At 74.3% G+C, this 12,773-nt stretch carries 13 protein-coding genes; 5 read left to right on the forward strand and 8 right to left on the reverse strand.

What is annotated here, in order from left to right; genetic code table 11:
* Nucleotides 1–75: 75 nt before the first annotated feature.
* Nucleotides 76–723 carry a hypothetical protein gene (locus O7633_RS31360; RefSeq protein ID WP_278133825.1) on the reverse strand — a complete coding sequence of 216 codons (648 nt, stop codon included), beginning with the start codon at nucleotides 721–723 and terminating at the stop codon, nucleotides 76–78.
* 224 nt (nucleotides 724–947) lie between these two features.
* Between O7633_RS31360 and O7633_RS31365 the strand changes: the two genes are divergently transcribed.
* A complete protein-coding gene (locus O7633_RS31365; RefSeq protein ID WP_282324987.1) occupies nucleotides 948–1,511 on the forward strand; it encodes a hypothetical protein in 564 nt (187 codons plus the stop codon).
* Between the two features lie 160 nt (nucleotides 1,512–1,671).
* On the opposite strand, the gene O7633_RS31370 is transcribed toward O7633_RS31365, so the two are convergent.
* A complete protein-coding gene (locus tag O7633_RS31370) occupies nucleotides 1,672–4,185 on the reverse strand; it encodes a DEAD/DEAH box helicase (protein ID WP_282324988.1) in 2,514 nt (837 codons plus the stop codon).
* A gap of 147 nt (nucleotides 4,186–4,332) precedes the next feature.
* A complete protein-coding gene (gene trmB, locus O7633_RS31375) occupies nucleotides 4,333–5,049 on the reverse strand; it encodes a tRNA (guanosine(46)-N7)-methyltransferase TrmB (protein WP_282324989.1) in 717 nt (238 codons plus the stop codon).
* A 130-nt stretch (nucleotides 5,050–5,179) separates the two neighbouring features.
* On the opposite strand from trmB, the gene O7633_RS31380 reads away from it, so the two are divergent.
* Nucleotides 5,180–5,860, forward strand: coding sequence for a hypothetical protein (locus O7633_RS31380; RefSeq protein ID WP_282324990.1), 681 nt, complete (start codon nucleotides 5,180–5,182; stop codon nucleotides 5,858–5,860).
* A gap of 182 nt (nucleotides 5,861–6,042) precedes the next feature.
* Nucleotides 6,043–6,723: a class F sortase gene (locus tag O7633_RS31385; protein WP_282328694.1), complete on the forward strand. Its 681-nt coding sequence runs from the start codon at nucleotides 6,043–6,045 to the stop codon at nucleotides 6,721–6,723.
* 61 nt (nucleotides 6,724–6,784) lie between these two features.
* Here the strand turns inward: O7633_RS31385 and O7633_RS31390 are convergent, their stop codons facing one another.
* Together O7633_RS31390 and O7633_RS31395 are read right to left on the reverse strand one after the other, a co-directional pair.
* The gene (locus O7633_RS31390) at nucleotides 6,785–7,489 is read right to left on the reverse strand and encodes a VOC family protein (RefSeq protein ID WP_282324991.1); all 705 of its coding nucleotides are present in this window, start codon (nucleotides 7,487–7,489) and stop codon (nucleotides 6,785–6,787) included.
* Nucleotides 7,490–7,551: 62 nt separating this feature from the next.
* Complete coding sequence (locus O7633_RS31395) at nucleotides 7,552–8,292, reverse strand: DUF4386 domain-containing protein (RefSeq protein ID WP_282324992.1); 741 nt, start codon at nucleotides 8,290–8,292, stop codon at nucleotides 7,552–7,554.
* A 104-nt stretch (nucleotides 8,293–8,396) separates the two neighbouring features.
* Between O7633_RS31395 and O7633_RS31400 the strand changes: the two genes are divergently transcribed.
* Nucleotides 8,397–9,101: a TetR family transcriptional regulator gene (locus O7633_RS31400; RefSeq protein WP_282324993.1), complete on the forward strand. Its 705-nt coding sequence runs from the start codon at nucleotides 8,397–8,399 to the stop codon at nucleotides 9,099–9,101.
* Between the two features lie 16 nt (nucleotides 9,102–9,117).
* Here O7633_RS31400 and O7633_RS31405 read toward each other — a convergent pair whose 3' ends face one another.
* The 3 genes from O7633_RS31405 to O7633_RS31415 are packed head-to-tail and all read right to left on the reverse strand — an operon-like array spanning nucleotide 9,118 to nucleotide 11,207.
* A complete protein-coding gene (locus O7633_RS31405) occupies nucleotides 9,118–9,438 on the reverse strand; it encodes an antibiotic biosynthesis monooxygenase (RefSeq protein ID WP_178064209.1) in 321 nt (106 codons plus the stop codon).
* Between the two features lie 13 nt (nucleotides 9,439–9,451).
* A complete protein-coding gene (locus O7633_RS31410; protein WP_278133842.1) occupies nucleotides 9,452–10,249 on the reverse strand; it encodes an exodeoxyribonuclease III in 798 nt (265 codons plus the stop codon).
* Between the two features lie 37 nt (nucleotides 10,250–10,286).
* Nucleotides 10,287–11,207 carry a PAC2 family protein gene (locus tag O7633_RS31415; protein WP_282324994.1) on the reverse strand — a complete coding sequence of 307 codons (921 nt, stop codon included), beginning with the start codon at nucleotides 11,205–11,207 and terminating at the stop codon, nucleotides 10,287–10,289.
* A 690-nt stretch (nucleotides 11,208–11,897) separates the two neighbouring features.
* Between O7633_RS31415 and O7633_RS31420 the strand changes: the two genes are divergently transcribed.
* Nucleotides 11,898–12,662 carry a peptidase M23 gene (locus O7633_RS31420; protein ID WP_282324995.1) on the forward strand — a complete coding sequence of 255 codons (765 nt, stop codon included), beginning with the start codon at nucleotides 11,898–11,900 and terminating at the stop codon, nucleotides 12,660–12,662.
* The last annotated feature ends 111 nt before the right edge of the window (nucleotides 12,663–12,773 follow it).

Raw genomic sequence — 12,773 nt, forward strand, 5'->3', positions numbered from 1 at the left:
GCGATCGCGCCACCTCCCACCGCCCGGTGGGGCGGTGGGAGGTGGCGCGGGTAGGGCGGGCGGCGGTGGGTGGGGTCAGGCGGCGGTGGACCAGATCGCGCGGAAGGCCGCCGCCTCGCCAGCCAGCCACTGCTCGACCTGCTCGGGCCTGACGCCGTCGGGCATCCGGTGCGCCACGCCCCGCCGCACGTCGACCAGGACGGGCGCGGCGTGCGGCAGGACCGCGTCCATGTGCCGGGCCATCAGGTGCAGGGTGGCCAGGGCCGCCTCCTCGCTGGGCGGGGCCTCGTCGAAGTGCAGGCGGACGGCCTCGGCGCGGCCGTCGGCGGCGTGCCGGATGCCGAAGTGCGGATTGATCTTCACCGGGAGGTCGCCGAGCATGGCCAGGGCGTCGCGGGTCTGCGCCAGGTCGACGCCGGTCGGCTCGCCGAGGGAGTGCAGCCAGGCCGTCGCGCCCGGCACGAGCGCCCGGTAGAGCGGCTGCCAGCGCGGCTTGACCGCGTCGGCCACCTGCGCCAGGTGGGTGCCGCCGGTGTGGAACGCGACGTCGGCCTTGAGCGCCTTGACGAACTGACCGTGCGGGTTGAACCCGTGCTTGCTGGCCCGCTGCTTGCGCAGGCCCCCGACGAAGCTGGCCTTGGTGGGCCCGGTGCGGTCGACGTACCGGGTGAAGCCGAGGAGGGTGGCGTAGGGCGGGAGGGTGCTGGAGGTGGGCGCGGTCACGGAAGTCCTCCCAGGTCAGGACTTGGTTTAGTACATACATTCTAATCGACGGGTCTGACATCGCCCAGGGAAATGAGGGGCGCATCTGTTGCGTCCGCTGCCCCCTGCCGTCCGACTGCCAGGGCCGGGCGCCCGGGCCCGCTCTGGGCGCCGCCGGTCGGCATGCTGCGGCACATGGAAGACTCGCGAATGTGCTCAGGCGTTCCGCGTCGATGCTGGCGGCAATGGTGAACGAGGGTGGTGGCCGAGAAGGCGGCGGACGGCGGGGCGGTCGCGCGTTCGACTTCGGGATCAGCGGCTACCGGCCCGATTGGCTCCAGGGGTCGAACCCGATCGTCGCCACTCACGGTCGTCGTCTCTCCGGGCTCGTCGGCCGCGCACTGCGCCACGTCTGGCTGGTCTGGGACCTTCGCGCCGACGAGTGGTTCTGTGACTGTCCCGTCCTGCTCGACTTCGGCGATGAGCAGGTCGAGGTCAACCATCAGAAGTTCGACGACGTCTCGGTCACCTTCAGCAGCATCGACCCGGGTCAGTCTGTCGCCTGGCCGACCTCCGACGACTTCCCACTCGCCTGGCGAGCCGAGCCGATCGAGCAACTCGACGAGTTCCGGGGGCAGATGCTGCGCCAGGTGGAGCTCCTCGAGTACACCGGCGGAACCCTTGCCGACGGCAGTGTCGCTCTCGGTTTCGCCTTCCCGGCGGGGCATCTGACGATCTACAACGCGCTTGACGAGAACGGCCTGCTCTTCGGCGCACCGGGCCGGGACTGGCGCAAGCACATCCTGTGAACCCGGCCGTCCCCGACAGACGCCACCGCCGCAGATCGGTTGCCTGACATCAGGATTGCCACCTGCTCCGGCGTCAGCTCCGCGCCGTGCGAGCGCGCCGAGTGCACGTGGCGGTCGCCCCGGTGCCAGCCGTGCCCTCGGCCCCGCCGGATGCCCACGGTCAGAGCTGGCCGACGTCCGTGATCCGGACGACGGCCGCGCCGACCTCGTCGGAGGCGGCCAGGTCGACCTCCGCGCTGATGCGCCAGTCGTGGTCGCCGTCGGGGTCGTCGAGGATCTGCCGGACCGTCCACCGGTCCCGGCCCTGCTCGATCATCAGCAGCGCCGGGCCCCGGGCGTCCGGCCCGGTGCCGATCGAGTCGTACGCCTCGAAGTAGGGCTCCAGCGCGTCGGCCCACGCGTCGGCGTCCCAGCCGTCGGCGGCGTCCAGCTCGCCCAGCAGGTCCCAGCGGCGCAGGGCGGCCAGCTCGACCCGGCGGAACAGCGCGTTGCGCACCAGCACCCGGAACGCCCGCGCGTTGCGGGTGACCGCCGGCGGCCGGTCGTCGAGGGCGGCGTGCGCCTCGGCGGCCTCGGCGACGTCCGACGGGTTCTTCAGCCGCTCCCACTCGTCGATGAGGCTGGAGTCGACCTGGCGGACCAGCTCGTGCAGCCACTCGATGAGGTCGATCAGCTCCTCGGTCTTGGCGTCCTCGGGCACGGTCTGCCGCAGCGTCTTGTACGCGTCGGCGAGGTAGCGCAGCACGAGGCCCTCGGAGCGGGTGAGGGAGTAGAACTGCACGTACTCGGTGAAGGTCATCGCCCGCTCGTACATGTCCCGCACGACGGACTTGGGGGAGAGCTGGTGGTCGGCGACCCACGGGTGCCCCCGCCGGTACATCTCGTACGCGGCGTCGAGCAGCTCCGCCAGGGGCTTGGGGTGGGTCACCTCGTCGAGCAGTTCGAGGCGGGCCTCGTACTCGATGCCCTCGGCCTTCATCGCGGCGACCGCCTCGCCGCGGGCCTTGAACTGCTGCGCGGACAGCACCTGGCGGGGGTCGTCGAGGATCGACTCGATCACGCTGAGCACGTCGAGGGCGTAGGACGGGCTCTCGGCGTCGAGCAGCTCGATCGCGGCCAGCGCGAGGGGCGACAGCGGCTGGTTGAGCGCGAAGTCGAGCTGGAGGTCGACGGTGAGCCGCACCCGGCGGCCGGTCTCGTCCGGCTCGGGCAGCTCCTCGACCACCCCGCCGGCCCGCAGCGCCCGGTAGATGGCGATGGCCCGGCGGATGTGCCGGCGCTGGGCGGCGCGGTCCTCGTGGTTGTCGGTGAGCAGGTGCCGCATCGCGGCGAACGCGTCGCCGGGGCGGCCGATGACGTTGAGCAGCATCGAGTGGCTGACCTGGAAGCTGGACGTCAGCGGCTCCGGCTCGGCCTCGACCAGACGGTCGAACGTCGGCCGGCCCCAGCCGATCGAGCCCTCCGGCGGCTTCTTGCGCACCACCTTGCGCCGCTTCTTCGGGTCGTCGCCGGCCTTGGCGAGGGCCTTCTCGTTCTCGATGACGTGCTCGGGGGCCTGCACGACGACCCGGCCGAGGGTGTCGAAGCCGGCCCGCCCGGCCCGGCCGGCGATCTGGTGGAACTCGCGGGCCTTCAACAGCCGGGTACGCACCCCGTCGTACTTGCTCAGGCCGGTGAACAGCACCGTGCGGATGGGCACGTTGATGCCGACGCCGAGCGTGTCGGTGCCGCAGATGACCTTGAGCAGGCCGGCCTGGGCGAGGGTCTCCACGAGCCGGCGGTACTTCGGCAGCATGCCGGCGTGGTGCACCCCGATGCCGTGCCGTACCAGCCGCGACAGGGTCTTGCCGAAGCCGGAGGTGAACCGGAAACGGCCGATGGCCTCGGCGATCAGGTCCTTCTCGGCCCGGGTGCAGACGTTCACGCTCATCAGCGCCTGCGCCCGCTCCAGGGCGGCGGCCTGGGTGAAGTGCACGACGTACACCGGGGCCTGCTTGGTCTCCAGCAGCTCCTCGAGGGTCTCGTGCAGCGGCGTCATCGCGTACGAGAAGAGGAGCGGGACCGGCCGCTCGGCCGAGCGCACGACGGCGGTCGGCCGGCCGGTGCGCCGGGTCAGGTCGTCGACGAAGCGGCTGGTGTCGCCGAGGGTGGCCGACATCAGCACGAACTGGGCCTGCGGCAGCTCGATGATCGGCACCTGCCACGCCCAGCCCCGGTCCGGCTCGGCGTAGAAGTGGAACTCGTCCATGATCACCTGGCCGACGTCGGCCCGCGCGCCCTCGCGCAGCGCGAGGTTGGCCAGCACCTCGGCGGTGCAGCAGATGATCGGGGCGTCGGCGTTGACGCTGGCGTCGCCGGTGAGCATGCCGACGTTGTCGGCCCCGAAGACCTCGCACAACGCGAAGAACTTCTCCGACACCAGGGCCTTGATCGGGGCGGTGTAGAAGGTCGTCCGGTCGTCGGCCAGGGCGGCGAAGTGCGCGGCGATCGCCACCAGGCTCTTGCCCGAGCCGGTCGGCGTGTTCATGATCACGTTCGCGCCGGAGACGATCTCGATGACCGCCTCCTCCTGGTGGGGGTAGAGGTCGAGGCCGCGCTCCTTCGCCCAACCGGCGAACGCGTCGAAGAGGGTGTCGGGGTCGGCGCTTGTCGGCAGCGCGGCGGTGAGCGTCATAGCCCGTCCATCGTGCCTGTCGCAGGCCCCTCCGCGCCAACCGGGCTGTTAGGAAGGGGCCCCTGTACAACAGAATGCGTTAACAAGGGGCCCTTCCTTGCACCGCACGCGCGCCTCGCGCCGTGCGCCGTGCCTCGGCCGGCAGCCTCACGCGCGGCGGTGGACCAGGTCGAACACCGGGCGGCCCGCCGTCAGGGCGCGCCGCTCGAACTTGGTCACCGGCCGGTGCGCCGGTCGCGGAGCGTACCCGCCGTGCACGTCCACCAGGCCCGCGTCGGCGGTCAGCGTCTCGCGCATCGACTCCGCGTACTCCGCCCAGTCGGTGGCGCAGTGCAGCGTCCCGCCGGGCGTCAGCCGGGAGCGCAGCAGCGCCACGTGCGCCGGCTGGATGATCCGCCGCTTGTGGTGCCGCGACTTGGGCCACGGGTCGGGGAAGAAGACGTGCACCGCGTCCAGCGACCCGTCCGGCAGCGCCCGGACCAGGTCCAGCGCGTCGCCCCGGGCCACCCGCACGTTGTCCAGCCCGAGGCGCTCCACCAGCCCCAACAGGTTGGCGATTCCCGGCGTGTGCACCTCGACCGCCAGATAGTCTCGGCCTGGGTCGGCGGCGGCCATCGCGGCCGTGGCGTCCCCCATCCCCGACCCGATCTCCAGCACGATCGGGGCCCGGCGGCCGAACAGCGCCGCCAGGTCCACGGGCGCGGCGGCGGGACCGTCGTCGACCGTCAGGCCGTACGCCGACCAGAGCCGGTCGAGGGCGTCGACCTGGCGGCCGGTCATCCGGCCCCGGCGGGGGTGGAAGGTGCGGATCCGCGACGCGTGCGGCGGCACGGTCACGACGGGGTTCGCTTCGGTGGAGGTCACAGCGGTCCGAGCGTACGCGACCAGCGCGCCGGATCGCCTGTGAGGTACGACCGGGGATGAGAAGATTCATCCCGTACGGCAGGCCGGGCGGGCCGTTGCCCGGCGACGCACTACCGCGCCGGGAGGGGTCATGGGGGCAGCCACGCGCCGGTGTGCCGGACCCGTCACGGGCCCGGTCGCACGGGTCGGTGCCGCGCTCGCCGTCGCCGTCGCCGCGTTCGCCGGGCCGCTCTCGGCGGGCGCGTGGGCCGCCGGACCGGCCCTGGCCGCCCCCGCACCCGAGCCGCCGCCGGGCCCGCCCGGTGGCGAACAGCCCGGCTGGCTCGTCTTTGTCGAGGTCACCCCGAGCACCGTGCAGCCCGGCTACCTCGTGGGCATCCGGGCGAGCTGTCACGACAACTCGGTGCCGGCGATCGTCGTCTCCGACGCCTTCGGCCGGGTCGCCGTGCACCCGCAGCGGGGCCTGTTGACCGGCACCCCGATGGTCCGCGAGCGCATCTGGCCGGGCAACTACCGGGTCAAGCTCGAATGCCGGGGCGGCGAGACCGCCACCACGATGCTCCAGGTGGTCAAGAAGCAGCCCTCGCCCGCGCCCACCCACAAGCCGACGTACCAGCCGACCGGTCACCCGACGTACCCGCCCACGCACCACCCGAGCCGGGGGCCGAACACGGGCTTCGGTGGCACCGCCCGGGGCGCCACCGACGGCCTGCTGCTGCCCGGCGGCGTGGCGTTGACCGTGGCCGGCGTGACGATCGGCGTGGCCACGGCCCGTCGGCCGCGGTCCCGCCGCGGCGGAAGCCGCCGCTGAGGCCGGCCGTGGCGTCGGCACGCACCACCCCGGGCGCGGCGTCGGCGCGTACCGTCCGGGCGGTGGCGTCGGCGGGGACCGCCCCGGGTGTGGCGTCGGCACGCACGGTCCGGGGCGCGGCGTCGGCGCGTACCGTCCGGGCGGTGGCGGCCGTGCGTGCCTCCGCCCCCAGCGGGACGGCCGTGCGTGCCGCCCCGGGCGCGGTCTCCACCCGGTCCACCCGGTCCGCCCGGCCGGACGGCCGCCGGCCCTGGTCGGTGCCGGTGGCCGTGGCCCTGGTGCTGCTCGGCGTCTTCGCCACCGGCGCCGGCCTCGGCCGCACGGCGGGGCCCTTCGAGTGGGCGACCCGCCCGGCTGACCGGGCGGCAGCGGTGGCCGACGAGGCGCGCCCGCCGACCGCCGGCCGACCGGTGCGCCTCCGGGTGCCGGCGATCCGGGTGTCCGCGCCGGTCGGCCCGGTCGGGCAGGCCGCCGACGGGTCGATCGCCGTGCCGCCGCTGAGCGCCGCCGCCGAGACCGGCTGGTACGACCGCAGCGTGATCCCCGGCGAGCCCGGCCGGGCCGTGATCGTCGGTCACGTGGACACCCGGGACGGCCCGGCCGTCTTCTACGACCTGGGCAAACTGCGCGCCGGCGACCGGATCGAGGTGACCCGTGCCGACGGCGGAGTGGCGGTCTTCGCCGTGGACTCCGTCGAACACTTCGGCAAGGACGACCTGCCCGCCCACCGGGTGTACGGCGACGACGGCCCACCGGAACTGCGGCTGATCACCTGCGGCGGCGCATGGGTCGGCGGCCAGACGGGCTACGCCGACAACATCATCGCCTTCGCCTCCCTGCTACCCCCCACCCCCCACCCCTGACCCCGCCTGATCACCCAGGCGGGGTTGGGCCGGGCGGGGCGCGGGGGAGGGGCGGGACGGGTCAGGGTGGGGTGAGGGTGAACTCGTTGCCGTCGGGGTCGGCCAGCATGATCGCGCCGTCCCGGCCCGTCTCCAGGCAGGTGGCGCCGAGGGCGATCAGTCGGTCGGCTTCGGCCCGCTGGTCGCCTCCGGGCGGGGCGAGGTCGAAGCGCTGCCGGTTCCGCGCCGTCTTCGGGGCGACGGGCGGCCCGCCCCACGCGACCTTCGTGCCGCCGTGCGGTGACTGGATCGCGGTCTCCTGGTCCTGGTCCCACACCAGCGGCCAGTCCAGCGCCCGGCTCCAGAACAGGCCGACCTCGCGGGTGCCGTCGCAGGCCAGCTCGCCGAGCAGGCCGCAGCCGGCGAGGAAGCGGTTGCCCGGCGCGATCACGCAGAACTCGTTGCCCTCGGGGTCGGCCAGCACGGTGTGCTTCTCCTCGGGGCGCTGCCCGACGTCGAGGTGACCGCCGCCGAGCGCCAGCGCCGTCGTCACCAGGCGCTGCTGGTCGGCCTGGTCGGTGCTGGTCAGGTGCAGGTGCAGGCGGTTGGGCCCCGTCTTCTCCGTGCGGCTCGGGACGAAGCGGAGGCCGGGCTGGGTGTCGTCGCCGGGGAGCAGCGGGCCGCGTGCCTCCTCGGCGACCTCCCGGCCGAGCATGCCGGCCCAGAACCGTGCCAGGCGAACGGGGTCGTGCGCGTCGAGGGCCACCGTGAGCATCGGCGAGGGCATCACCGCACAGTAGACACGGGCCGGCGGGCCGGCAACGCGAATACCCCGGCCGGCAGCGCCGGTCAGGTGGTGGGGGCGCTGAGGATCGGTGCCGGCCGGAAGCCCTTGACGACCAGCCAGACCCCGAGCGACAGCTCCCACGCGGCCACCGGGATGGTCAGGACCGCCGAGAGCGCGGAGGCCTGCTCGTTGACCCCGAACATGGTGGCCACGGCGGAGGCGACGAGCAGGGGCGCCCCGACGAGCCCGAGCAGGGGGATGATCCGCGGCACGAGGGCGGACCGGTACATCAGGTAGCCGAGCAGCAGCGCGTTGGCGGCGGGCACGAGGCCGGGCCCGAGCAGGAACGTCCAGTCGCGGACCGCGACGAGTGACGCGCCGACGGCGACGAGGGTGGGGGCGTCCGCGCCGGTCGTCGCGGCGGACTCCTGGCGCAGCGTCACCACCGTCAGCAGGCTTGCGACGCCGACGACGATGATCGCGGCTTCGAGGACCCGGGCGGTGACGAAGCCGAGCGCGGCGGCCTCGTGCTGCCGCCTGACGACGGGGAACAGCGCGACGGCCGTGCCCACGCAGGCGACGGCGTTGACGATGTCGAGCAGGCAGCCCGCGATCACCCGGGTGTCGCTGCCGGCGCTCACGATGTAGTCGGGGTTGTCGAGCACGGGCGCGATGAGGGCCACGGCGGGGAGCGAGGCGAGGAAGGTGATCAGGTAGAACACGCCCGCGGCCAGCGCCGTCCTGCGCCGGGGCGAGCCGGCCGCCGTCGGCGGCGCGGCGGTGGTTCCCGTGTCGGCGGTCATCTGCGCCCTCCCCGTCCTCGACCCCAAAGGTGTACGTCGTACACCTTCGACTCACGGTAAGGTGTACGACGTACACCGTCAAGGGCGACCGGGGAGGACCTGTCATGCCGGGCTTCGACGCGGGTCCGCGGGCGCGGCTCAACCGGGAACGCGTGCTCCGGGCGGCCGTCTCGCTCGCCGACGAGGCCGGGATCGCGGCGGTGAGCATGCGGCGGCTCGCCCAGGACCTCGGTGTGGTGCCGATGGCGCTCTACAAGCACGTCGCCGACAAGGAGGAACTGCTCGACGGGATGGTGGACACCGTGATCGCCGGGATCGCGCCCGCCGACCCGGGCCTGCACTGGAAGGGCGCGGTGCGGCAGCGGATCCTCGCGGCGCGGCGGGTGGTGCTGCGGCACCGCTGGGCGCGGCAGGCCATCGAGTCGCGCACCAACCGGACGCCGACCGTGCTCGGCCATCTCGATGCGCTGGCCGGGGCGTTCCTCGCCGGCGGCTTCTCCGCCGACCTCACCCACCACGTGATGCACGCCCTGGGCAACCGGGTCTGGGGCTTCAGCCCCGAGTTGTTCAACGCCCCCGAGCCGGCCGCCCCGCGGACTCCCACCCCCGAGGAGCAGGAGGCGGTGGTCCGCGAGTTCGCCGACCGCTTCCCGCACGTCCTGGCCATCGCCACCGCGGCCACCGGGGGCGACCTGGCGGCCGTGGGCCAGGGCTGCGACGAGCAGTTCGAGTTCGAGTTCGCCCTCGACCTGCTGCTCGACGGCGCCGAACGGCTGCACCGCGCGGGCTGGCGGTCGGCCGTGCCGTGACGGGGCGGCCCCGGGGTCAGCCGGCGGCCGGCACCTGCTGGACCACCTCGAACTCCAGCAGGGTCGCGCCCGTGGAGACCGGGCGTCGCTGCTCGCCGCCCGCGCCACCGGCGTGCGCGGCGCGCGCCGGCCCGGCCGCCCAGTTCTGGTACGCCTCCTCCGACTCCCAGCGGGTGTAGACGAAGTAGCGCGTCTCGCCGCCGACCGGGCGCAGCAGCTCGAAGCCGAGGAAGCCGGGGGAGCCCTCGACCGCGCCGGCCCGCGCCGCGAACCGCCGCTCCAGCTCCTCGCCCGCCCCCTCGGGGACGTCGATCGCGTTGATCTTCACGACTGCCATGGCCCCACCCTACTCAGAACGCCTCCACGGCGGGGACCAGGTCGGCGTCCACCACGATCGGGGCGTGGTCGGAGGGGCCCTTGCCCTTGCGGGCCTCCCGGTCGACGTAGGCGGCGCGGACCGCGCGGGCGAACGGCGCGGACGCGTAGACCAGGTCGATGCGCATGCCCTTGTCCTGGTGGAACATCCCGGCCCGGTAGTCCCAGTACGTGTACGGGTGCGGCCCCTTCATCGGGGTCGGCACCACGTCGTCCAGCCCCAGGTCGCGCAGGGCGGCGAGGGCATCCCGTTCGGCCGGCGTGACGTGGGTGGAGGTGGCGAACAGGGCCGGATCCCACACGTCGGCGTCGGTCGGTGCGACGTTGAAGTCGCCGCAGACGGCCAGCGGCAGCCCGCCGGTCAGCTCCTGTTCCAACGCGTCGCGCAGGGCGGCGAACCAGGCCAGCTTGTACGTGTAGTGCGGGTCGTCCGGGGCGCGGCCGTTGGGCACGTACACCGACCAGACCCGCAGCCCGTCGCAGGTGGCCGAGACGGCCCGGGCCTCCGGCTCGGGGAAGCCCGGCTCGCCGGGGAAGCCGACCGTCACGTCGGCCAGCCCGACCCGGGACAGGATCGCCACGCCGTTCCACCGGCCGTCGCTGTGGCTGGCCACCGTGTAGCCCAGCTCGCCGACCTCGGCCACCGGGAACGCCCCGTCGGGGCACTTCGTCTCCTGGAGGCAGACGACGTCGGGGCCGGTGGCGGCCAGCCAGTCGAGCAGCCGGGGCAGGCGGGCCTTCACCGAGTTCACGTTCCAGGTCGCCAGGCGCATGCCTCCAGCCTGCCGCATCCCCGCCCCGGCCGTCCGGTCAGCTCCCCGGGGTGTCGCCCGGTCGGCCCTGTTCCGCCAGGAACCGCTCCAGCTCCGCGCCCAGCTCGTCGGCGGTCGGCAGCGGGCCGCCCTCGGCGGCGAGCAGGTTCTTCTCGCCCCGCCCCCGGGCGAACGCGTCGTACTGCTCCTCCAGGGCCGCGACGAGGGCGGCCGCGTCCTCCGTCTGGGCGACCTGCCGGTCGATCTCCACCCGCACCACCTCGGCGGCCGAGCGCAGCCCGTCGCGGGGCAGCAGCAGGCCGGTGCTGCGCGACACCGACGCGAGCAGCACCTCGGCGGCGGCCGGGTACTCGGCCTGGGCGACGTAGTGCGGCACGTGGGCGGCGAAGCCGAGCGCGTCGCGCCCCTGCTCGCCGAGGCGGAACTCCAGCAGGTGCCCCACGCTGCCGGGGACCTGGACGCGTTGCAGCCACGGCTCGTATCCGGAGATCAGCTCGCGGCGGGTGGCGTGCGCGGTCACCCCGGTCGGGCGGGTGTGCGGCACCGCCATCGGGATCGAGTTGAGCCCGACGGTGAGCCGGACGTCCAGCCGGGCGGCCAGCCCGCCGACGGCGGCCACGAACCGCTCCCACTGCAGGTCGGGCTCGGGGCCGCTGAGCAGCAGGAACGGCGTCTCGTCGTCGTCGTGCAGCAGGTGCACCTCCAGCTTGGGGGCGTCGTAGTCCTCCCAGTGGTCCTCGACGAAGGTCATCGCGGGACGCCGGGACCGGTAGTCGTAGAGCTGGTCGACGTCGAAGCTGGCGACGGGGCGGGCGTCGAGGGAGGAGAGCAGCTGCTCACGGGCCAGCCGGGTGGCGCTTCCGGCGTCGACGAAGCCGGTGAGGGCCTGGATCAGGACCGGCTGTCCGAGTTCGGGCAGATCGTCGGAGAGCTCGTAGAGCTCGTGTGGGTCGAGCACCGGTGCGGACCTCCCTGGGCTGGCGCGTACGGGACCGTGGCGCGCACGGCTCCCGGTTCGGGCAACGTACCCGCCATCCTCGTGCATTCCTGCGTCGGGCGGTCCCGCGCCGCATCCATGATCACAATCAGGCAACGGCCCCGGGCCCCGGGTGGCCCTCGCCGGGGATCCGAGCGGGTGAGCCGGGATCGGTCGATCGGCGGAGTCGGCGTGCCGGTGGCGGGTCGCCCGCCCGTCGGGGAGTTGTCGGCCGCCCGGTGCGCCCGTCGGCGCGTACCGGAGGTTCGTCCGGCCCGTCCGGTCCGCGCCGGGCCGTGACGCCGGTCGCCCAGGTGTCCGCATCGCGGACCCGTAGGTGTGGCGAGGGCCACTCCAGGGGCCTGGGTTATCCCGGAATGACCTGCCTAGCCTCGTCGAATGCGTGACGACGGCATCCTCGACGACCAGCGTGGCCCGGACGCGGCGGTGGGCCGTTCGGACGTTTCCCCCTCATCCGAACGGCCATCCACCACCAGTGCCGGCGACGCGCGCCCCGGGCGCCTCCGGCCTTCCCTCACTTCCCTCGCTGACCTCACCCGTACCCGCTCCGGGTGGCTGCGTAACCTCCCGAACCCGAACGGTTCGGCGGACCGGCCGGCGGCCGGCGGTCCCGACCGCGTCGGGCCGCCCCGCCGGGGCCGCCGGGCGGCGGTGGCCGTTGCCGCCGGAGTGGTCTGCTGCCTGGGTGCCGCCGCCCTCGCCCAGGCCCGGGACGAGCCGGCGGACGCCGGGCGGGGCGCGCCCCTCGCCGCCGACGCGGAGCTCGCCCGGCGCGCCGCCGCCGAGGCCGCCTCCCGGTCGCTGGACCGCGCGGCCGGCCCGGCGCTCGCCCCGTCGGCGGCCCCCGGCAGCCCGACGCACACGACCTCGTCGCCGGCCGGCCCCTCGCCGTCGGCCACTGCCTCGCCGTCGGCCAGCGTCTCGCCGTCGGCGGCGCGGAAACGGGCCGCGCCGAAGCGGCCCGCCGACCCCGCGCCGGTGGCCGGCCTGACCAGGGCGCAGATGGCGAACGCGAAGGTGATCGTGCGCACCGGCCGGGAGCTGGGCTTTCCGCGGCGCGGGCTGGTCATAGCGGTGGCCACCGCGATGCAGGAGAGCAACCTCTACAACGTCGCCAGCGGGGTGCTGCCCGAGTCGCAGGAGTATCCGCACGAGGGCATCGGCTGGGACCACGACTCCGTCGGGCTGTTCCAGCAGCGCGCCAGCAGCGGCTGGGGCGAGGTGGGGCAGCTCATGGACCCCGCGTTCGCCACCCGGCAGTTCCTCGCCGCCCTCGCCGAGATCCCCGGCTGGGAGGACCTGCCGCTGACGGTCGCGGCCCAGTCCGTGCAGATCTCCGCGTACCCGGACCTCTACGCGCAGCACGAGTGGCGGGCCACGGAGGTGGTGGACGCCTTCCTGGCCGCCGGAATGTGATCCCGCAGCCCTCCCGCAGGAGGCCCGTGCCGGCGGGGCGGAACCGTCCCGCCGGACCCGACCGGCCACTGTGGACGATTCGCGCTTGCCGGGGCAGGGTACACATGGAGG

It is taken from the genome of Micromonospora sp. WMMD712, assembly GCF_029581295.1.
Classification (GTDB): Bacteria; Actinomycetota; Actinomycetes; order Mycobacteriales; family Micromonosporaceae; genus Micromonospora; species Micromonospora carbonacea.